We start from the raw sequence: 20,136 nt of genomic DNA, 5'->3' as shown, positions 1-20,136 counted from the left end.
TTAAAAAAGTGGCTAAAGCCTTGTAAATACAGGGTTTCAAGCCACTTTTCTATTCCCAAACTGTTGAAGATGGGATTATAATAAATCCCTGTCAATCTTAGCTACTACCTATTTTATTTCCATCCTACACACAAATCCTACATCCTCACCATTATAAAATCTTACTTTCCATCTATGATACCATGCTACCTTCTTAACTATCTTAAGTCCGAGTCCATGTTTTCCGACGCTTTTACTCTCGGCATATGATTTTTCATTCAGTCTTTGTAAAATTTCAGCCGGTACTCCGCTTCCGCTATCTCCAAAACTGTTTTCTTATTTTCTTTATATAGATTTATATATATTCTGCATCCGTCTGGGTTATGACGAAAAGTATTATTCAAAAGATTTACAATAGCTCTTTCAAAAAGTTCTTGGTTTAATAAAATTTCATATTTTTGCATTCAACTTTCCGACTATAAGCAATCTGTCTTCACCGACTATATACGTACGTACAGGATAGTCATCCAGATAATACCTTGTAAACTTGGCTACATCCTGTAAAGTATACTTTGATTTTTTCAAAATTTGCAAGTGTACTTTGTATAATTGCCGTTTCAAGTTTTCAGTGTATGCTTTCGCTGATAATACCTTCATTTGCAATACCTGTAGGGCTTGCGTTCCTCGGAAATATTTTAGGTCTTCTCCTCACCGTGAAGGGATTTTTCTACGCAACACCTTTTTCAATGCTTATATACTCTATTGGCAGCACAAATATAACCGGTGAAATAAATCTACCTGTTGTAATAATAACTTGTATACTTTATATTTTCATTTCTTTTGCTATAGGATTACTTTATCTGAACAGTACTGATATAAAGACGGGAAGGTAGAGGAATATTTAACAAAAAACAGCCTTGATACTTATTGAGATTAAGGCTGTTTTTGATGTTTTTCATTCATTGCCCACTCTATTTCTTTATTAAAAATCAATTTCTTTTTTATTTTCTCTTCTTATTGTCTCTAATCTTTCAAATGCTTCTATTTTTCTATTATTAATTTTCTCTCTCAAGTCCAGATACATCAAATCCGCATCTATATACTCACAGTTTATTTTTGAAAAGGCAGGTATCCGGCCGATTTTCACAAATCCGAACTTTTTGTATAGGCTAATCGCTCGCAAGTTATCACTTCTAGTATCAAGGTTTATGATTTCTATTCCGTTATCCTTGGCAAAGGAAATACATTTTTCTAAAAGTGCACTTCCGATTCCACTTCCCCATTCTGATTTAACCACGCTGACAGCAAAATTTGCTCTATGGCTCATCCTGCGTTTCATACCGCTTATATTTGCACATCCGACTATATCTTCATTCTTCCACGCAAAGTACATTACAGATTTAGGATCTGAGTTTATCCTTTTAATAAATTCTTTCTCTTCCTGAACCGTTCCATCTATTCCCTCTTTGCCAAAACTTAAATTATCGGTTTGTGCACCTACTATCTTTGTGTATTCAATCAGCTTATTAGCATCTTCAGGTTTTGCTTCTTTTATTATAATATCCATGACTACCACCTATACTTATAGATTTTTATATGCATATCATAAATCAGCTTATTTCAATTTGGCAAGTACTTCTCCAATATCCCCGTCAATACAGATACTTCTACCATTTATCTTCTCAGGACAGAAAGCTTCTCCATAATTTAAACATGCATATATTGCCTTTTTATTGTCATATGTCATCTTCCAAAAAGGATATTTTTCAGTGCTTTCATATACCGATTTACCCAAATGTGACGGCTCCACCATCCCCATAATGTTTACATATCGGGGAAGTGATAAAAGCTTCCAGCATCTTCTCCACGATTTCCTGATTGTCGTAGGTTTTTGCCACTGTGGGGCGGGTGCTTTGGAAAAGTCCAAAATCCCCCTGTGTATAAAAGAGTCTTTCTTTTTCAAAGCCTGCTTTTTGAAACTGATGACCCACATTGGTGGTTAAGACAAAATAGTCCTTTCCCTCCACTATTTTTTTCATGTTTCCATAGACATCCGAATAGATATAAATATAGCGATTAAAGTAAATGTTTCTACTCCACCATGCCCAAAATTCCTCGGGGCTTTCAAAGGGAAAGAAGCCTCCGGAATACATATCTTGTATAGGATATTTTTGGCAAAGTCGAAAAAATACTTCTGAAAACGCTCTCCGCTGTAGGTAACGCCCGCGGCAGTAGATAGTTCGGAGCCGGAACCCAGCATAATAGCCTCCGCATTTTGAATTTTTCCTTTAATTTACGAACTTGCTCTTCGTATGGAATATTTTCTCCGGGATGCTGTATGGTATTACTATTAAAGAAAAACATGGGCACCGCTCCTTTCTATACAATATAGAATTTAGGCGTTTGCGAAACGCCAAAAGCCGTATAAATACGACACTTTTTTGTTACTGAATATAAAAATCTCCTCTAGATCTGTGATATAATGGAGTTGCACAAAACCATAAACCACATCCCTAAAGGAGACATTACTATGATATCACAAAAACAACTCTCTTTGGCAGATATTTTTGAAGATTGTAAAGATATTTTTGAATCTGACAAACCTCAGTTTCTTACTCTGCTCGAAAATCACATTGACCTTGATGAAATTATTCCGTTTTCTTTTTACAATCATTATTATGCAGCCACAGGTAGAAATCGAAAATATCCTTTGACTGCTATGCTTTGGGCTTTGATCATTCAACGCCTGTTTTCTATTCCTACAGATTCTCTTTTACTGGTCTTCCTTCATTATTCCAGACATCTTAGAGAATTCTGCGGCTTTACCAAAGTTCCTGATGCCTCTAAAATCACTCGTTTTAAGCAAGATTTTTTATTGGACTTACAATCTGTTTTTGATAAGCTTGTTGATATAACTGAACCGATATGTAGGGATATTGATAACAACCTTGCTTCTATGCTTTTGTTTGATACTTCAGGTATTGAAGCTTATGTAACCGAAAATAATCCTAAATATGCCAACCGCATTATCAGGCAGCTCAAATCCTATGCAAGATCTATGAATTTTGATAGTTCTTATGACCCTTATAAGGTGGCATACGCTTCTATGCCTACATCAGCTTCATCAAACCATGAGGTTAAACAGCAGTACATTAACGGGCATTTCTGCTACGCTTACAAGTTCGGTATTATTACCAATGGACTTGGAATTGTTCGTTCCATTGATTTCTACAACAAGGATTATCTTTCTTCCCATCCTGACATTGTAGTTGAAAAGAAAGCAAAGTCTCCAGATGAAGACAAATCACTTGCTGATTCCAAGGCTTTACTGCCTACCTTAAAGGACTTTAAAACAAGGCATCCAGACATTAAACCATCTATATTCCTTGGTGATGCAGCCTTTGATACCATTGAGATTTACAAATTACTTTTTGAAGATTTCAATTTCCAAAAAGCATTTATTCCTTTAAAAGTTAATCTCTCAATGGATAATGTTAAATATACATTCAATGAAAATGGGATTCCCTGTTGCCCTCATGATTCTTCGCTTCCGATGAAACGTGAAGGAAGTAAATCCCATTTAAGGAGCAAACTGTCTACAATGAAGTTCGTTTGTCCAAAAATGAAATGGAAATACAACCGACAAGACAAGTCCAAACGGCGTGTCTGTCACTGTGACAATCCTTGTACAACTTCTTCCTGCGGTAGAATGATTTATGTTTATCCTGAAAAGAATCTCAGAGCTTATCCCGGAGTAGAACGAGGTTCTAAAGAGTGGGATGAAACATATAAGATCAGGGTAAATGTTGAAAAATCAATCAATCACTTTAAGGACAGTTTCTGCATTGCCAAACGGAAAACAACAAATGAAAAAACACTGCATTCCGATTTACTGCTAGCCGGTATCTCACAGTTATTAACTGTAGTTGTTGCTGATAAAATCAACCAACGACAACATATCAGAAGTTTAAAATCTTTAATTGCTTAGGACTTATCAACTTTATATAATCACTATGCTTATTAAAGTGCGCCCAAATCTTGCAGTTATCAACTTTTTAGCTTGAAATTTGTGATTTGCACAAATTTATCCTTGTATACAATAATGATTGCGAACGAGCTCAGCGAGTTTCGCAATTACCTACAATATAGAATTACATAATTATAGTCTAATAAACTTCTCTCAAAAACAAGGTCTTCCTTGCTTATCCATAGGGATTATGCCTGATTTAGCCGCTAATCCTACTCCATACTCATACGCTATTACGCTCTTACTACGGAAATTCTTTCCTGAATATGCTTTCCGGATTCGATTTCATCCACCATGGCAATGGCATAGTCTGCATAAGAAATCACAGACTCTCCTGCAGGATTTAGGGTGAACTCTTCTCCGGCAAGGATATATTTTCCGCTTCTCTCTCCTTCTGCCTGAAAATCTGCTGCAGGACTGATGTAAGTCCACTTCACATCCTTTCTCTCTCTAAGCTTGGAAAGTGCTACTGCCATGGCCTGTGCAATGGGCTTGTAATCCTCAGGGAAGTCCTTTCCGTCAGCCAGTCGAATCGTATGCTCCGGATTTACGTAAAGAGATCCCGCTCCTCCTACTATTAAAAGTCTTACCTCGGTACCGGAGAGAATGTCTGCTAAGTGCTGTGTTGTCTTGCTATGAAGAGGAAGAGTTTCTGCTGTCCATGCACCAAATGCATCTATCACTGCATCATATCCCTTTAAGTCCTCTCTTGTAAGCTCCATAATATCTTTTTGGATATAGTTCTTGGCATCCGTATCGTTTTCTGCTCCTTTTCCAAATGCCGTTACTTCGAAACCTCTGTTTACTGCCTCTGTAATGATTTTCTTTGCTGCTTTTCCGTTTGCTGCTACAACTGCGATCTTTGCCATGTTTGGCTCCTTTCTGAGGAAACTTTCCTCTCCACACTAAAGCTTGTTTTTCTTTGATTTCTTAGACTGTAAGTTCCTAAACTTTACTTTTTCAGTCTTGTCAAAGTAGAGTAATAATTTCAGACAACTCTTTGTTGTAATCTTTTTTATTACATCTTTGACGCATTCAATATATCACTATTGAATTTTGTTGTCAACAGTTTTATTACATTGTTTCAAAAAAAGTCAAAGCCTATTAGATCGTGTCCAAGAAACACAATCAAATAGGCTTTGCCTGGCATTGGCACTGATGCAAAGAAGATCAATCTCCGATATGTCCTGATAGTCCGGCTTTTTCCAGATATTATCCTTTTTGACGTACTTTTCGGCTTCGCGCTCGTTCATTCCGTCCAGATCATCGGTATATAACCCGCGGTCTTTCCAAAGGTCTTTCTTTGCGCCGCCAATTTTTTCTCCAAAGTCCTCATGCAGTTCAGGTGGCACTTACGACCTCCTTTGATAAATTATAAGATATACCCTATATTTTTACAATATATAAGCCTTTACGCTTCCATCTCACTTTTATCGTTATGTCACTAATATTGTATATTATTCGTGACATAATTCCAAGATATGCCTTAGAACTATTGCTTTTCACTCCTTTCCGGTGAGAATGAGTATCAAAAAAGGGCGTCAAACAGTTACAGTCAAACGCCCACGTCAAAAAATTCACTTTTATTTAAGCTGTGACAGAACTTCTCCAATATCCCCGTCAATACAGATACTTCTATCATTTATCTTCTCAGGACAGAAAGCTTCTCCATAATTTAAACATGCATATACAGACCTTTTATTGTCATATGTCATCTGCCAAAAAGGATATTTTATAATTACAGGAGTATTTGCTCCTACTCCAAGTTCCAAAAAGAGTATATGCAAGTTTTCATGTCTCCTTATAAAATCAGCATAATTACATGAAGCATTATGCCAGCCTTCATCTTCTACAAAAGTATCATCAACTCTAAGATTTGTAGTCACATCATCACCTTCCAGAGTCTTCGGTATCAGCTCGGTAGGTATTTCCATAAGAATCTCTTTATCATCAGGTACTATAAATATACCGTTCTCATCTTTAATAAATCCCTGCGCTTTTAAGGCTTTTTCTACCCATACCTTATTATCAAAGGTATCTTTACAATCCGGTTTTATACTTTGAAAAAGTCCGTAATCTCCCTGAGTGTAGAAAAGTCTTTTCTTATCAAATCCGACCCTTTGAAACTGATGGTCTACATTTGTGGTAATTACAAAATAGTCCTTATCCTTAACCAAGTCAAGTAAGTCCTTATATACAGGTTTTGGTGCATCAACATATCTGTTAAAATAAATACTCCTTGCCCACCATGCCCAAAATATCTCTTTTTTGGGAAAATGATAAAAACCGCCTGAATATATATCTTTTATACCGAAAGCCTTTGCAAAATCAAAGAAATACTTATCAAATCTTTCACCTGAATAAGTAAAGCCTGCAGATGTGGAGAGGCCTGCGCCGGCTCCAATCAAAATCGCATCAGCATTTTCTATTTCTTCTTTAAGTCTTTTTATCTGATCATCCCTACTGCCTTTACCATATGAAGCTCTACCTCTAAAATAGTGTACCGCAGCTATTCCCTTAGCTATTGAGTCTTGATAACCATTTGGTCTTTTATCAAAAATCTTATTCATAGCACAGTCCTCCTTCTACAAATTTATACTGAAATTTCTTTCTCGTAATACTTCTTATCTTCATCCTTAAATACATTAAATATTACAAGGTCCAATTTACCTTGATTTTCTTTCAGCCATTCTCTTACAGTTGCTATTGCAATTTCGGCTGCTCTTTTATTTGGAAAATGAAATACTCCGGTAGATATGCAGCAAAATGCCACGCTTCTCAATCCGTTTTCAACACAAAGATCTAAAGTGTTTTTATAACAGTTTTTAAGATCTTCCTCATTCCTTTTGCTAAGTCCCCCCTGTACAATAGGACCTACTATATGAACAATCTTTTTTGCAGGAAGATTATAAGCATCGGTTAGCATAGGAATTGCTGTAGGTTGTTCATAATCTCTCCCATAACGGATCTTTAGCCTGTTCATTTTTTTGTTACATTCATTTCTAAGCTCCACACCGGCAAATGTATGTATGCAATTATCAATACAGCTATGCATAGGAATAAAGCAACCAAGCATCTGTGAGTTTGCGGCATTAACTATTGCATCCACCTTCAGCCTTGTAATATCTCCCTGCCATATAGAAATAGAATCTCCCGCTTTATCTATATCGGAAATATTTACTATACCGTTTTCATTTATTGCTTCTCTAAGATATTCATCTTGTATTTTTAATACCTCAGTATTCATTTCCCTTGGCATTCTGATATTCATAAGGGAACGTAGGATTCTTTTCTTCCCATCTATATCTACAGGTACTTTTAAGTTCTTATACTCTACAGAATCTTCTTTAAAAGCATCTATGAGATAATCAAGTCTTTCATTTTGATTCATACTTACCTCGCAATTTAATATTAATACTTATCATAGTTGTAATATAATTTATTACAACAAACTTGTCAATACTTTAATTAAAAAAAGATGCTCTTATAAGCACCTTTTAATCTTAAATCTCCTTTATACCCTTTTGAATATCCAAAAGGGTATAGCTTTTCATCTTATTTTCCATAGCATCCTGTATTTCACTAAGCTTACCGTCTAATATTCCATGTATATTTTTTCCTACGGGACAAGCTAGATTTGGCTCATCATGGAAATGAAACAGTCCGTCTTCTTTTACTGCTTCAACCGCCTTATAAACATCATAAAATGTTATCTCAGACAGCTCTTTTATAATCTCTATACCTCCGGTTCCTCTTACTACATTTATAAGTCCGGCTTTCTTTAACTGAGAAAGAATGTTTCTGATAATTACCGGATTTGACCTTATACTTCCTGATAGAAAATCACTGGTTATCTTCTCTTTATCTTTAAAATATTCTACACATGCAAAAATATGTAATGCTATTGTAAATCTACTTGATATCTGCATTTGTATACCCCTATTTTTTAATAAAATAATATAGCCTATTTAATGTAAAGTCAATATTTACATTAAATATAAATCTACATACCTGCCTCATGCATTCTTTTATGCTCATCACTGTTTATATAATCATCATGACTGTGATAATGCTTTTCTTCCGAACCCATATGAGAGTGAGTATGCTCATGTTTAATTACATGCTTATGTGTCGAGCCGTTATGTGTATGAACAATAGTATGTATATGATAATGAATATGATTTTTTAACATTGAATCATATACAACGATTACACTTCCGATTATCATAAAGATAAGTCCGATAAAATAAACTTTTGTCAGTCTGTCTTTGTCTACCGCAAATGATAAAAAAGTACCTATAAAAGGAGCTATTGCATAGTATGCACTTGTTTTGGCGGCGCCCAACTCTCTCTGTGCTCTTATATATAAAAATATACTGAGACCATATGCCACAAATCCAAGTAACATCGAAATCAAAATATATTTTATTCCGGGTATATTTTCTCCAAGTATAATTGCTATTATAAATGAACCTGTACCGGAAAAGATTCCTTTTAATATCACTATCTCATATGTGCTCTTATCCGAAATCATTCTTGTACAGTTGTTTTCAAGTCCCCAACAACATGTTGCAAGTATTACAAACAATGAACCCAAAGAGAATTTAAAGCTTCCTCTTCCTTCAAATGAGAGAAGTATACTTGACAATGTAATAAATCCTATGGCAATCCACAGTCTTGATGTTACAACCTCTTTGAATATTAAAAGAGCAATGAGCGCGGTTGCTACAATTTCAAAGTTACCAAGCAGCGAAGCGTTTGAAGCCGAACCTATATTTATTCCGATCATTAAAAATATAGGTGCCAAAATATCAAGCACAATCATTCCGACAGTATATGGCAAATCTGTTTTTGACAACTTTTCAATATTCTTATCTTTTTTTGAATTAAGCAGATACATTATACCTACACCTATTCCTGCTCCAAGATACAAAAAAGAAGCCATAAATGTAGGCGTCACTTTTTTCAACAGGACTTTTGAAAAAGGAGTATTTATCGCGTAGAATGTTGCAGCAAGTAATGCCATCATTACAGCCATAACCTTTGTGCTCTTTTTCATATATCTACTCCTCCAAAAAGTTCATATTCGGCCAAAGTTTTCTTACCACTTCATTCGGATACTCATTGTCTATAAACTGCTCTATTACATTCCTTGCCTGTGGGTGTTTTTTTCTGTCTGTAGTCCTTATCATCACCATTGATGTAACTGTTCCGTTACAGATAAAAAACAGTGCTATAAAAACTGCAAGGACTGAGCCTGTTACCGGTGGAATTTTCTCTATAAACTTTGAAAAATGCGGATATATAAATTTAAACCATACCAAAGCCACAATGCCCCAAAAGAACATAAACAAAAGATTTGTTCTGCCGTCAATATTAAAAGGCATATATGAATAGTCCCAAAACTTCATACCGAAGAATACTTCTGTAAATACGGAGCATAAATATTCAAATACTCCTCCAAAGAAGAAACCTGATACAAATATAGAAAGATTATTCTGTCTTTTTACTTTTGAAAGTGCTAATGTAAGTATTACAGCACCAAGTCCCCACACCAAACTGAAAGGACCAAGTACAAAGCTTGAACGTCTCATAAGTTCATGCCCTACAATAAGTACATATATTGTTTCTACAATATCTCCGATAAGTGAGGAGATAAAAAGTACCCATATAAGCTTTGCCGCATTTATTCCCTTCGCAAATATAATTCCCTGCTCTTCAAGCAGCTTATCAGCATCTGAAATGCCTTTATTGCTGTCTTCAAAGTCATCTGATAAAAGACTTGGGTAAATCTTATAGATTCTTTTCCAGATATTTTTTGAAATCCATTCTCCAAAAGTATTTTTTCTCTTGGTCATATTAGTGTCCATACTTTGCATAGGATATTTTCTGACAAAAATATAAGTCACCACAATATCAGAAATCAAAATGAGTAAAAGAACAAAAGCAATTATATTTACTATTATTTTGGGAATTAGCGATACCAAAGAAAATATAATAGGCTGTAAGGTCTTTAAAAATATAAAGCATATCCCCACCACTATAATTGCATTTATACAACTAAGCTTCAAACTCTTACCATAGCCATCCCTCAAAAAATTTATTTCCTTTTTTAAAAGAAGCCTCTGTGAGAAAAACAATCCCATCTTCTCAAGTATAAGATAGTCAATAAAAGCCATCATAAGCATTCCGTAGTAACTGACATTTTTTCCGGAAGACACTATGATCATCAAAATCATAATAAAAGTAGGACATCCGATTATAGGAATATTCAACACACCGGTATTTATATATTTTTGTTCTTTTAAACTATATATCACTGTATTAAGTACCCAAGCCAAAATCCCGTATATAAAAAAATATATGATTAAATCCGCTCCGCTAAATAGCTTCATAAAACTCCTATTCTAAACCATACTTTGATAGATCTACTTTATTATTCTTAACTTCTATTCCCTCCGCCTCAAGAAGCTTTTTCTGTTCTCCCATTCCTCCAAAGGCAAATTCCGGTGCAAGTTCTCCTTTTGAATTGACCACACGAAAGCAGGGAATATTTTCGGGATCAGGGTTTTTATGAAGAGCATTTCCTACCGCTCTTGACATCTTTTTATTTCCCGCCATCTCCGCCACCTTGCCATAGGTTGCTACCTTACCTTTCGGTATCCTCTTTACCGCCTCATAGATTCTTTTTGTAGGTGAATCCGTTACCAAATCATAGCTTTCAGCAATCATCCTCTTGATATCATCTTCCTTTATACTGCCGTCAAGTATAAGGGTATTCCAATGTTCCTTATTCTGATGATATCCCGGAACAACTGAAGCATATGTATTTCTCCAAAAGTCTCTCCAAGCAGGATCAACTTTCACATTTAAATTTACAAAACCGTCTTTTTCATAAATACAAAGAAAGGCTTTCTTTGTATCCTTTATCCTTATGAGTTGCCATTCAGCCTTCCTAAAAGGTTTATCCAAATATGTATTTTCAAATTCTAAGCCGAAACTACAGGCCTCTTCTTTTGTTCTCACTCAAACACCTCATACCTTCTTTATCTTTAATTCTCTTAGATACGTCTTTTGCTCTGTACTGATTCTATAACTCTCCAGTGCCTTTTGTATAGCCTTATTATGAGTCCATGTATCAAGGCTGCAGTTTTCAATAAATGGAAGTATACTCTCATACCGCTTTGCCAGTGCTGTTGCAAAGTACCAGGCAATCATCATATTCACATAGTATTCATCTGACCTTATCTTTGAAACTGTCTCAGGATATATTATATCAAAATCCTCATCAAGAAAATGCTCCATAAGCATACCTATTCCAAATCTGAGCGTGTATACCTTATCCGATTTCAGCCAATCTTTTATATATTCAAATAATTCATTATGATATTTCTTAAATAACTTTGGTGAGAGCTGATCGCAGGTTGCCCAGTTGTCTATATACGGAAGAAATCTGTTTATCTCATCAATACAGTTTTTAAAGTCCTTTATTTCAGAAATAATAAATGCATGCAACTGATTTTCATCAAAATATTTATGAGGTAATGCTTGTAAAAATTCTATAACCTCACTACTTTTACCGAGTTTCTTTGCATATTTTCTAAGTTCCGGTGTTCTTACACCGATAAAAAGTCTCTTATCAACTGTAGGTATCAGCTTACTGTTAAAATCCCTATACTTAATATCCTGCATTTTAAACAATTCATCTCTTATATCATTCAAAATCATATCAGACTCCTTTTAAATACATAATTTTACCGATTCTTTACCTTGTAAGTCGTATTATAATCTATATTACATCCAATTCCAATATGGTTGCATTTTAATATAATAGGAGGAAATAGATATGAATCAAAACAAATTGTTGTTTATAATACCTGTATTTGTTGTGGCAATAGCTGTATATATATTTGCTGCGGGTTTGAAAAAGAAAGAAGAAAATTTTCCAAATGATGAAACCACTCAAAATTCAGGTAAAGTAACAAATACCGCACAGTCAACAAATCTAAAAGAGATCTATCTTGCAGGTGGTTGCTTTTGGGGGCTTGAAGCCTATATGCAAAAGATAGATGGTGTTGAGGATGCTGTGAGTGGATATGCAAACGGTAAAACTGAAAATCCTAAGTACCAAGATCTTCATACAAGCGGTCATGCTGAAACTGTAAAAGTAATGTATAATCCGGATAAAGTAAGTCTTGAGGATCTACTGGAGTATTATCTGCGTGTAGTAGACCCGCTAAGTGTAAATAAACAGGGAAATGATACAGGTACACAGTATAGAACCGGAGTATATTATACAAATGAAGAAGATAAAACTATAATAGAAAAGGTTCTGGCAACTGAACAAACTAAATATGACAAACCTATCGCAATAGAAGTTTTACCCTTACAGCAATTTTTTGATGCTGAGGATTACCATCAGGATTACCTTGCCAAAAATCCTGGCGGATACTGCCATATAGATTTATCTCTTGCAGATAAACCTTTGGATAAGAAAACTGAAACACAAAGTAAAGAACCAAAGATAGATGCTTACAAATATAAAAGGCCTTCAGATGATGAACTTAAAAAAATGCTTACCGATGAGCAATACCAAGTTGCTGTTAACAGTGATACTGAAAGACCTTTTGCAAATGAATATTGGAATAATTTTGAAAAAGGAATTTATGTAGATATCACAACCAAGGAACCGCTCTTTGTCTCAACAGACAAGTTTGAATCAGGTTGCGGTTGGCCAAGTTTTTCCAAACCTATAAATGAGGATGTAGTAAAATACAGTGAAGATGACAGCTTCAATATGAACAGAACAGAGGTGATAAGCAGAAGCGGTAACGCCCACTTAGGACATGTTTTTGATGACGGACCTAAAGAATCAGGTGGTAAAAGATACTGTATAAACAGTGCCTCACTTGAATTCATCCCCTATGAAAAAATGGATGAAAGAGGATATGGATACTTAAAATATCTGCTTGAATAATCTATTTAAAGGCTGAGAATACATGTGAAAATGATCTCAGCCTTATCTTTACTTATATATTATCCATACTATTACACTATCTTATTATAGTATCCCTCAAATACAAACTTTTCAGGATGAGATTTTATATATTTCATTTCAAATGTATAGTCATAGTCATACAAATCATATACTACATTATCAGCCTTATCCAAAAGTTCTTCAAAATTTTCATCCATCAAATCCATAGCTTCCCATCTCTCATCTCTGTCAAAAGGAATTTTCCCGCCAAACAGATCTACAACTTTTTTAAAGTTGTCAGCCAACTCTTCCATTCCGAACTCTTTAAGTCCGTTTAGGGTATCTTCCCATACAATTCCGGTGGAGTTGTCAAAAAACTGAAAATGTCCACCATTATTTACTTCCATAAAATACCACGATATTGCATTTAAATATCTCTGCTCCAGTGTGAAATTCTTTGCTGACTTTAAATACTCTTCATATGAATTATAAATATCTATTGTCCAATATATGGGATCCAAAATATCCCAAATTTCTTCCATTCTCTCAATATCTTCCGCAATTATCTTTACATAAGTTTTACCTGTTGCTGATTTGTCATGATTTATACTTCCCGGAACTTCTATAGTATTCTGCGGCTCATTTTCATCAAAATTTTCAAATGATTTCATATTTACCTCCGATAATATTTTATTGTATATTTATATTCTTAAACCTAAAATCCTTTTTGTCAATATAAAAAGGCCGGAGAATACTCCCCGACCTGAAATTATAAATATATTAGATTACTTTTTATTGAATGAAGCAACGAGAGCATCTACCAATGCGTCCATATCACTTTCATTGTTCTCTCTGTATGAAGAGGTTATATTTACTTCATCATCCAAGATATCCATATGTTTCATCTCTTCAAGCTCCGCCTTCATCAAATTTCCTGAATTTGGTGCCCATGAGCCGTTCTCAACTATTGCACAAGTTCTCTTTTGTAAATTGAGAGCCTTAAGATCCATAAGGAAGTTGTGCATTGGAGGGAATATTCCAAGATTATATGTCACCGATGCAAGAACAAGGTGACTGTATCTGAACAAGTCTGAGATAAGATAGCTCATATGTGTGCTTGAAACATCATAAAGTCTTGTCTTTGTAATACCTTTTTCACATAACTTTCTTGCCAAAACTTCAGCAGCAGCCTCTGTATTTCCATACATAGACGCATAGACTATCATTATGCCCTTCTCTTCAGGCTCATAGCTTGCCCAATGCATATATTTGTCCAAGATATAAGGAATATCTTTTCTCCAAACCGGACCATGAAGCGGGCAGATATACTTAATAGGCAGTGTAGAAGCCTTCTTTAATACCTGTAGAACCTGCGGACCGTACTTTCCGACTATATTTGTATAGTATCTTCTGGCATCATCAAGCCATTCTTTATCAAACTCAACTTCATCAGCAAAGAGCTTTCCGTCAAGTGCTCTGAATGAACCGAATGCATCTGCCGAGAAAAGTACTCCGTTTGTAGTATCAAAGCTTACCATTGCCTCAGGCCAATGAACCATTGGTGCTTTTACAAATGCAATTGTATGCTTTCCGAAGCATCTGCTGTCACCTTCTGTAACCTCGTCCACCTGCTCAGGCCTGATATTGAATCCGAACTGGCGAAGTATCATAGCGGCCTTTTCTGTTGTAATAATCTTTACATTCGGCCAACGAAGTAAAATCTCAGGAATAGAAGCCGCATGATCAGGCTCTACATGATTTATCAAAAGAAAATCTAAACTTCTGTCTCCTAAAACTCCTTCTACATTGTCAAGGAACTGTCTTCCGATCGACCAGTCTGCCGTATCAACTAAAACTGTTTTTTCATCCATAAGAAGATATGCATTATAAGATACTCCATGATATATAGGATGAATATTTTCAAAAAGACTTAATCTGTGGTCATCTCCACCGACCCAATACAAATCGTCTGTAACTTTACGGTAATTATACATACTCTCCTCCTATTATACTTCAATCTCTATGAAATTATCTGCAGCTTCACCACAGTGTGGACATACCCATTCTTTTGGAATATCCTTAAACTCTGTTCCGGGTCTTACATCACCCTCTTCATCTCCCAGAAGTACATCATATTCATAGCCACAGCCGTTACACAGATAAAGCTTTCTTGAAGGTGTGTGTTTCTTAGCTACAGCCCTCTTGATTTTCTTCATCGGCGGCGCAGGCTTCTTCTCTCCTGTATCAAGTGCTTTTGTAAGTGCAGGCAGTACCTCATTTACATCACCCACTATACCGTAGTCACAGTTTTTGAAGATTCTTGCATTCGGATCCTTATTTATTGCAACTATTGTAGAAGCATTCTTGATGCCCTTTAGATGCTGTAATGCACCTGATATACCACAGGCAATATAAAGATTTCCTTTAAACTTTTGACCTGACATACCGACATATCTGTCAAGCGGCAAATATTCCAGAGTCTCAGCTACAGGTCTTGAAGAACCTATTGCAGCTCCGGCGGCCTTAGCCAAATCTTCTACAAGTTTCATATTCTCTTTTGATCCTATGCCCTGTCCTGCACTGACAACTCTTTCTGCAGCTACGATAGGTGTATCCATAGGAATACCTACACTGAAGTCATATCCGTCTTTTTGAAGACTTGCAACAAGTACATCTATCTTTTCTTTTAATGAGCCTTCTGTGATGATCATTCTCTTTCTCTCACCGGTTTCAGGTCCCTTTGTTTTCTTAACGGCAGCAGTTTCACCCCTTGATATCTTACCTAAGATATGAGCTGCTATTACGACTCTTTGAATTTCATTTGTTCCCTCATATATAGGAGTGATTCTGGCATCTCTGTACATTCTTTCTACAGGCATACCCTTTAAGTATCCGTTTCCACCGAATATCTGCAGTGCGTCTGAAGTTATCTCAAGTGCCACATCAGATGCATACTGCTTTGCCATAGCGGATTCCATTCCATATGGAGCATGAGCTTCCTTAAGTTCCGCAGCGGAATATACAAGCATTCTTGCACATCTAAGCTTTGTTGCCATATCTGCAATCTTGAATGCTATTGCCTGCTGTGCAGCTATCGGCTTTCCAAACTGCTCTCTTTCCTTACTGTATTCAACAGCCTCTTCAAAAGCTCCCTGTGCAATACCCAGTGCCTGTGCAGCTATACCTATTCTGCCTCCGTCAAGTGTAGCCATTGCAATCTTAAATCCCTGACCTTCTTTACCAAGAAGATTAGCCTTCGGTACCTTTACATTATTAAAAATAAGCTCACATGTAGCAGATGATCTGATTCCCAGCTTGTCATAGTGATCACCGAAGCCAAATCCTTCCATACCCTTTTCTACTATAAGTGCAGAAATACCTCTTGTACCTATATTAGGTGTGGTAAGAGCAAATATTACATAAACATCAGCTTCACCGCCGTTTGTGATAAATATCTTATTTCCGTTTAAAAGATAATAATCTCCCATATCCTCTGCAGTTGTTTCGGTACCTCCCGCATCAGATCCGGCATTCGGTTCTGTAAGACCGAAAGCTCCAAGGAGCTCTCCGCTGCAAAGCCCCGGTAAATATTTCTTCTTTTGCTCTTCATTACCGAAAGCCGCTATAGGATAAGTACCCAATGAAGTATGAGCTGAAAGTATAACACCTACGCCACCGTCAACTCTTGAAAGCTCCTCAACTGCTATAGCATAGCTGAGTACATCTGTTCCGGCACCGCCATACTTCTTCTCGTATGGAAGTCCCATGATTCCCAGTTTACCCATGTTCTTTACAACTTGAGTTGGAAATTCGCTCTTTACATCAAGACTGAAAGCTATCGGTTTCACTTCTCTCTCTGCAAACTCACGAACCTTTTCTCTAAGCAACTCATGTTCCTTTGTTGTTTGATAAGACATACATTCCCTCCACTTAAATTATTATATCGGTATAAAACCGGTATTTTGAGCTGTCAATCACAACTCATTTACATTATAGAAAACTGACTATAATGTAATAAACACATATCTGTTTATATGTATTTTTAAAAAGTTTACTCTTATAGTAAAGTATAGAATATTATATATAATAGTCAATATACTTTACCAAAAAAGTATATAATCGTGATACTGCATAATAAATGGCTATAAAACTGGTAACGATTACCAATTTTATAGCCCTGTCATTTTATACAAAAATATTCAAAATTCAATTACCCTAAATCATACTCAGACATGAGTTCCTTAAAGATACTTATAGATTTTTCTATCTTTTCCGTGTCTACACAGAAGGATAAACGTGCATATTCTTTCATTCCAAACCCTTCTCCCGGTACCAAAAGCATATTGTATTTTTTTGCCCTTTCACAAAAATCTTTTCCGTCATTATTTGGTGACTTTATAAACATATAGAAAGCGCCTTTAGGATTTGGCAATGTATATCCCATTTCAATCAATGCTGTATATAAAAGATTTCTGTTTCTTTGGTATACTTCAATATTTGGTTTAACATCTATACAATCCTTTATAACCCTCTGAAACAATGAAGGAGCACAAACATATCCAAGCACTCTGGCTGCTCCGCTTATTGCGGCATATATATCCGTATAGTCTGTAGCATTAGTCGGTACCAAAATATAACCTATTCTCTCTCCGGGAAGAGAAAGTGATTTTGACCATGAATACGCCACCAATGTATTGTCATATAAATTCGGTAAAAACTCCGGACTCTCTTCTACAAATACAACTTCTCTGTACGGCTCATCACTTATTAAAAAAATAGGATGTCCATATTCTTTCTGTTTTCTGTTTAAAAGATCTACCAGAGCATCTATATTTTCTTTAGGATAAATCACTCCTGACGGATTATTTGGCGAATTTACTAAAACTGCTTTTGTATTAAAATTTATATTTTTTTCAAGTTCATCTGTATCGAGTGTGAGATCTTCACTGCATTTTACCAATACAAATTTTGCTCCCTGACCCTCTATAAATACCTTATAATCCGGAAAAAACGGAGTGTTTACTATTATCTCATCATTTTCACATTCAATAACAGCTTTAAATATAATATTCAAAGAAGCTGCCGCACCACAGGTTAAAAATATATTATTTTCATCATAATCTGTAGAAAAGCGTGTATTCAAATTTCTTGCTACCGCAAGTCTGGTATCTCTGTCACCCGGTGCCGAAGTATAACTGTTGTATTCCTTTGGAGAAAGCTCACTGACTATATGCTTTATAGTATTTCCGACTTCTCTCGGTGCAGGAGTGCTTGGATTTCCCAGACTGAAATCCAGTACATTCTCAGCTCCTATTTTTTCAGAAAGCTTATTTCCATACTCATATATATCCCTTATACCTGACCTTATTTTTCCAAGATCCAACATCTTTTTTGAAACCATATTCTCTCCTATTCACTGATAATCGTTACTGAAGCCTGTGCCGGCAAACAAATTGCCGACTCACCTACATTTTTTATATAGCCGAATCTTTCACAGATATGGTCGGGGCATTCACTGTGAATAAATGCAATTGCACCATCCTTTATATCAAGATGTATCTCTATACCGTTGCTTTCCAGATTGATTTTGTTATCCTTTGACAGATCAATATCCATGCTTTGATTATTCCCATACTTTAAAACGGCTTTACCTCCCGGCTTTTTATTTAAATAAATATAAAGTCCTGCCGCAATTCCAAGGATAACTACAACAATTATCAGATATATATCATTCTTTCTTAATTTCATAAATTTCCTATTTCTTTATAGACTCCAAAAGCTTTTTTGATTCCTCTATTTCATTCATTATAGCTGTAAGTCCCGGAGCTCCCTTGGTATTTCTCTTTTCCACGCAAGTTTTTAAAGAAATAGCATCGTATATATCATAATCAAAATATTCGGATATATTTCTAAACTCTTCGAGTGAGAAATCATCAAGTGCCTTTCCCTGCTCAATTCCATATAGTACAAGTCTGCCTACAATCTCATGTGCATCTCTGAAGGCAACATTTTTCTTTACAAGATAATCTGCGGCATCGGTTGCATTTGTAAATCCTCCTCTTGCACGTTTTGCCATTCTTTCATTATTGAACTTCATACTTGAGAGCATTCCGCTCATAAGTTTTATCAGACTTTTTACAGTATCTATAGCATCAAAAGACATCTCCTTGTCTTCTTGCATATCTTTGTTGTATGCAAGCGGTAATCCCTTCATTGTTGTAAGAAGAGATATAAGACTTCCGTATACTCGTCCGCTCTTTCCTCTTATAAGCTCGGCAATATCCGGATTTTTCTTCTGCGGCATTATAGATGAACCAGTAGAATATGTGTCATCCATCTCCACAAACCTGTACTCATCTGTATTCCATATGATAATTTCTTCTGACAGCCTGCTAAGATGCATTGATATTATTGCAAGATCTGATAACAGCTCCAAAAGATAATCTCTGTCACTTACGGAATCCATACTGTTTCTTGTAGCAGTCTCAAACTCCAAAAGGCTTGCTACATAATCTCTGTCAAGATCATATGTCGTCCCTGCAAAAGCTCCCGAGCCCAAAGGTGAAAGATTCATTCTCTTTCTTGTAGAGCGAAGTCTGTCAAAATCTCTTATAAACATCTCAAAATATGCACCGAAATGATGTGCCAGAGTTGTAGGCTGAGCCTTTTGTAAATGTGTAAACCCGGGCATATATGTTGTTGTATTTTCTTCCATTATACTAAGAACTTCACTAAGCAGTTCATATATAAGATCCTTAAGCTCATCTATCTCATCTCTTATATAGAGTTTCATATCAAGTGCCACCTGATCGTTTCTGCTTCTTCCTGTATGAAGCTTCTTACCTGTATCACCTATTCTCTCGATCAGATGTGCTTCAACATATGAATGAATGTCCTCGGAACCGTCATCAAATTTTAATACTCCGCTTTCTATATCCTTTTCTATAGAATTCAGTCCTTCAATGATTTTATCTCTCTCATCATCTGTAAGTATATTTTGTTTTGCAAGCATCTTTACGTGAGCTATACTTCCTCTGATATCCTGCTTATAGAATCTATGGTCAAATGAAAGTGATTCATTAAAACTCTCCACCAGTTTGTTCGTTTCTTTTGTAAATCTTCCTCCCCAAAGTTTCATATATACACCGTCTTT

At 35.7% G+C, this 20,136-nt stretch carries 21 protein-coding genes and 1 pseudogene; 2 read left to right on the top strand and 20 right to left on the bottom strand.

What is annotated here, in order from left to right; all coding sequences use genetic code 11:
* Nucleotides 1–108: 108 nt before the first annotated feature.
* The 5 genes from EHV10_RS15365 to EHV10_RS14715 all read right to left on the bottom strand — a co-directional run bounded on the left by EHV10_RS15365 (nucleotide 109) and on the right by EHV10_RS14715 (nucleotide 2,018).
* Nucleotides 109–261 carry an ATP-binding protein gene (locus tag EHV10_RS15365; RefSeq protein WP_243116088.1) on the bottom strand — a complete coding sequence of 51 codons (153 nt, stop codon included), beginning with the start codon at nucleotides 259–261 and terminating at the stop codon, nucleotides 109–111.
* Nucleotides 262–429: 168 nt separating this feature from the next.
* Nucleotides 430–636, bottom strand: coding sequence for a hypothetical protein (locus tag EHV10_RS14900; RefSeq protein WP_243116073.1), 207 nt, complete (start codon nucleotides 634–636; stop codon nucleotides 430–432).
* Nucleotides 637–961: 325 nt separating this feature from the next.
* A complete protein-coding gene (locus EHV10_RS05100; RefSeq protein ID WP_128673734.1) occupies nucleotides 962–1,546 on the bottom strand; it encodes a GNAT family N-acetyltransferase in 585 nt (194 codons plus the stop codon).
* A 48-nt stretch (nucleotides 1,547–1,594) separates the two neighbouring features.
* Nucleotides 1,595–1,774, bottom strand: coding sequence for a hypothetical protein (locus EHV10_RS14720; protein ID WP_243116072.1), 180 nt, complete (start codon nucleotides 1,772–1,774; stop codon nucleotides 1,595–1,597).
* A complete protein-coding gene (locus tag EHV10_RS14715; RefSeq protein WP_207667138.1) occupies nucleotides 1,767–2,018 on the bottom strand; it encodes an SIR2 family NAD-dependent protein deacylase in 252 nt (83 codons plus the stop codon). Before EHV10_RS14715 ends, EHV10_RS14720 begins: the two co-directional genes overlap by 8 nt.
* 491 nt (nucleotides 2,019–2,509) lie before the next feature.
* Here EHV10_RS14715 and EHV10_RS05090 point away from each other — a divergent pair.
* Nucleotides 2,510–3,878 (top strand): annotated as a pseudogene (locus EHV10_RS05090) (transposase).
* Between the two features lie 361 nt (nucleotides 3,879–4,239).
* Here the strand turns inward: EHV10_RS05090 and EHV10_RS05085 are convergent.
* The 9 genes from EHV10_RS05085 to EHV10_RS05045 form a co-directional block, all read right to left on the bottom strand.
* Entirely contained in the window at nucleotides 4,240–4,875 is a 636-nt protein-coding gene (locus tag EHV10_RS05085; RefSeq protein WP_128673732.1) for an NAD(P)-dependent oxidoreductase, read from the bottom strand.
* Between the two features lie 225 nt (nucleotides 4,876–5,100).
* Nucleotides 5,101–5,358: a hypothetical protein gene (locus EHV10_RS05080; protein ID WP_128673731.1), complete on the bottom strand. Its 258-nt coding sequence runs from the start codon at nucleotides 5,356–5,358 to the stop codon at nucleotides 5,101–5,103.
* A 231-nt stretch (nucleotides 5,359–5,589) separates the two neighbouring features.
* Entirely contained in the window at nucleotides 5,590–6,576 is a 987-nt protein-coding gene (locus tag EHV10_RS05075; RefSeq protein ID WP_128673730.1) for an SIR2 family NAD-dependent protein deacylase, read from the bottom strand.
* Nucleotides 6,577–6,599: 23 nt separating this feature from the next.
* The gene (locus EHV10_RS05070; RefSeq protein ID WP_128673729.1) at nucleotides 6,600–7,397 is read right to left on the bottom strand and encodes a protein-ADP-ribose hydrolase; all 798 of its coding nucleotides are present in this window, start codon (nucleotides 7,395–7,397) and stop codon (nucleotides 6,600–6,602) included.
* Nucleotides 7,398–7,509: 112 nt separating this feature from the next.
* Entirely contained in the window at nucleotides 7,510–7,935 is a 426-nt protein-coding gene (locus EHV10_RS05065) for an Rrf2 family transcriptional regulator (protein ID WP_128673728.1), read from the bottom strand.
* Between the two features lie 74 nt (nucleotides 7,936–8,009).
* Nucleotides 8,010–9,065, bottom strand: a complete 1,056-nt coding sequence (locus EHV10_RS05060; RefSeq protein WP_128673727.1) for a DMT family transporter — start codon at nucleotides 9,063–9,065, stop codon at nucleotides 8,010–8,012.
* 4 nt (nucleotides 9,066–9,069) lie between these two features.
* Complete coding sequence (locus EHV10_RS05055; protein ID WP_128673726.1) at nucleotides 9,070–10,401, bottom strand: putative ABC transporter permease; 1,332 nt, start codon at nucleotides 10,399–10,401, stop codon at nucleotides 9,070–9,072.
* Nucleotides 10,402–10,408: 7 nt separating this feature from the next.
* Nucleotides 10,409–11,032: a methylated-DNA--[protein]-cysteine S-methyltransferase gene (locus tag EHV10_RS05050; RefSeq protein WP_128673725.1), complete on the bottom strand. Its 624-nt coding sequence runs from the start codon at nucleotides 11,030–11,032 to the stop codon at nucleotides 10,409–10,411.
* A gap of 9 nt (nucleotides 11,033–11,041) precedes the next feature.
* Nucleotides 11,042–11,734, bottom strand: coding sequence for a DNA alkylation repair protein (locus EHV10_RS05045; protein WP_128673724.1), 693 nt, complete (start codon nucleotides 11,732–11,734; stop codon nucleotides 11,042–11,044).
* A 118-nt stretch (nucleotides 11,735–11,852) separates the two neighbouring features.
* On the opposite strand from EHV10_RS05045, the gene msrAB reads away from it, so the two are divergent.
* A complete protein-coding gene (gene msrAB / locus EHV10_RS05040; protein ID WP_128673723.1) occupies nucleotides 11,853–12,983 on the top strand; it encodes a bifunctional peptide-methionine (S)-S-oxide reductase MsrA/peptide-methionine (R)-S-oxide reductase MsrB in 1,131 nt (376 codons plus the stop codon).
* Between the two features lie 71 nt (nucleotides 12,984–13,054).
* Here msrAB and EHV10_RS05035 read toward each other — a convergent pair whose 3' ends face one another.
* From EHV10_RS05035 to argH, 6 genes are all read right to left on the bottom strand, one after another.
* Complete coding sequence (locus EHV10_RS05035) at nucleotides 13,055–13,654, bottom strand: DMP19 family protein (RefSeq protein ID WP_128673722.1); 600 nt, start codon at nucleotides 13,652–13,654, stop codon at nucleotides 13,055–13,057.
* Nucleotides 13,655–13,768: 114 nt separating this feature from the next.
* On the bottom strand, nucleotides 13,769–14,977 hold the full coding sequence (locus EHV10_RS05030) for an FprA family A-type flavoprotein (RefSeq protein ID WP_128673721.1): 1,209 nt from the start codon (nucleotides 14,975–14,977) through the stop codon (nucleotides 13,769–13,771).
* Nucleotides 14,978–14,989: 12 nt separating this feature from the next.
* A complete protein-coding gene (locus EHV10_RS05025) occupies nucleotides 14,990–16,900 on the bottom strand; it encodes an acyl-CoA dehydrogenase family protein (RefSeq protein WP_128673720.1) in 1,911 nt (636 codons plus the stop codon).
* Between the two features lie 293 nt (nucleotides 16,901–17,193).
* Entirely contained in the window at nucleotides 17,194–18,384 is a 1,191-nt protein-coding gene (locus EHV10_RS05020; RefSeq protein WP_128673719.1) for a pyridoxal phosphate-dependent aminotransferase, read from the bottom strand.
* An 8-nt stretch (nucleotides 18,385–18,392) separates the two neighbouring features.
* Complete coding sequence (locus EHV10_RS05015; RefSeq protein ID WP_128673718.1) at nucleotides 18,393–18,731, bottom strand: NusG domain II-containing protein; 339 nt, start codon at nucleotides 18,729–18,731, stop codon at nucleotides 18,393–18,395.
* A 7-nt stretch (nucleotides 18,732–18,738) separates the two neighbouring features.
* Nucleotides 18,739–20,121 carry an argininosuccinate lyase gene (gene argH, locus EHV10_RS05010; protein ID WP_128673717.1) on the bottom strand — a complete coding sequence of 461 codons (1,383 nt, stop codon included), beginning with the start codon at nucleotides 20,119–20,121 and terminating at the stop codon, nucleotides 18,739–18,741.
* Nucleotides 20,122–20,136 lie beyond the last annotated feature (15 nt).

The organism is Lachnoanaerobaculum gingivalis (assembly GCF_003862475.1).
GTDB lineage: Bacteria > Bacillota > Clostridia > Lachnospirales > Lachnospiraceae > Lachnoanaerobaculum > Lachnoanaerobaculum gingivalis.
Note: the sequence above shows the minus strand (reverse complement) of the source record. Positions and strands in the feature narration are given on the sequence as shown.

Coding starts and splice junctions, on each gene's coding strand:
- EHV10_RS14900 (WP_243116073.1), bottom strand. CDS start 636: ATGAAGGTATTATCAGCGAAAGCATACACTGAAAACTTGAAACGGCAA.
- EHV10_RS05100 (WP_128673734.1), bottom strand. CDS start 1,546: ATGGATATTATAATAAAAGAAGCAAAACCTGAAGATGCTAATAAGCTG.
- EHV10_RS14715 (WP_207667138.1), bottom strand. CDS start 2,018: ATGAAAAAAATAGTGGAGGGAAAGGACTATTTTGTCTTAACCACCAAT.
- EHV10_RS05085 (WP_128673732.1), bottom strand. CDS start 4,875: ATGGCAAAGATCGCAGTTGTAGCAGCAAACGGAAAAGCAGCAAAGAAA.
- EHV10_RS05075 (WP_128673730.1), bottom strand. CDS start 6,576: ATGAATAAGATTTTTGATAAAAGACCAAATGGTTATCAAGACTCAATA.
- EHV10_RS05070 (WP_128673729.1), bottom strand. CDS start 7,397: ATGAATCAAAATGAAAGACTTGATTATCTCATAGATGCTTTTAAAGAA.
- EHV10_RS05065 (WP_128673728.1), bottom strand. CDS start 7,935: ATGCAGATATCAAGTAGATTTACAATAGCATTACATATTTTTGCATGT.
- EHV10_RS05060 (WP_128673727.1), bottom strand. CDS start 9,065: ATGAAAAAGAGCACAAAGGTTATGGCTGTAATGATGGCATTACTTGCT.
- EHV10_RS05055 (WP_128673726.1), bottom strand. CDS start 10,401: ATGAAGCTATTTAGCGGAGCGGATTTAATCATATATTTTTTTATATAC.
- EHV10_RS05045 (WP_128673724.1), bottom strand. CDS start 11,734: ATGATTTTGAATGATATAAGAGATGAATTGTTTAAAATGCAGGATATT.
- msrAB (WP_128673723.1), top strand. CDS start 11,853: ATGAATCAAAACAAATTGTTGTTTATAATACCTGTATTTGTTGTGGCA.
- EHV10_RS05035 (WP_128673722.1), bottom strand. CDS start 13,654: ATGAAATCATTTGAAAATTTTGATGAAAATGAGCCGCAGAATACTATA.
- EHV10_RS05030 (WP_128673721.1), bottom strand. CDS start 14,977: ATGTATAATTACCGTAAAGTTACAGACGATTTGTATTGGGTCGGTGGA.
- EHV10_RS05025 (WP_128673720.1), bottom strand. CDS start 16,900: ATGTCTTATCAAACAACAAAGGAACATGAGTTGCTTAGAGAAAAGGTT.
- EHV10_RS05020 (WP_128673719.1), bottom strand. CDS start 18,384: ATGGTTTCAAAAAAGATGTTGGATCTTGGAAAAATAAGGTCAGGTATA.
- EHV10_RS05015 (WP_128673718.1), bottom strand. CDS start 18,731: ATGAAATTAAGAAAGAATGATATATATCTGATAATTGTTGTAGTTATC.
- argH (WP_128673717.1), bottom strand. CDS start 20,121: ATGAAACTTTGGGGAGGAAGATTTACAAAAGAAACGAACAAACTGGTG.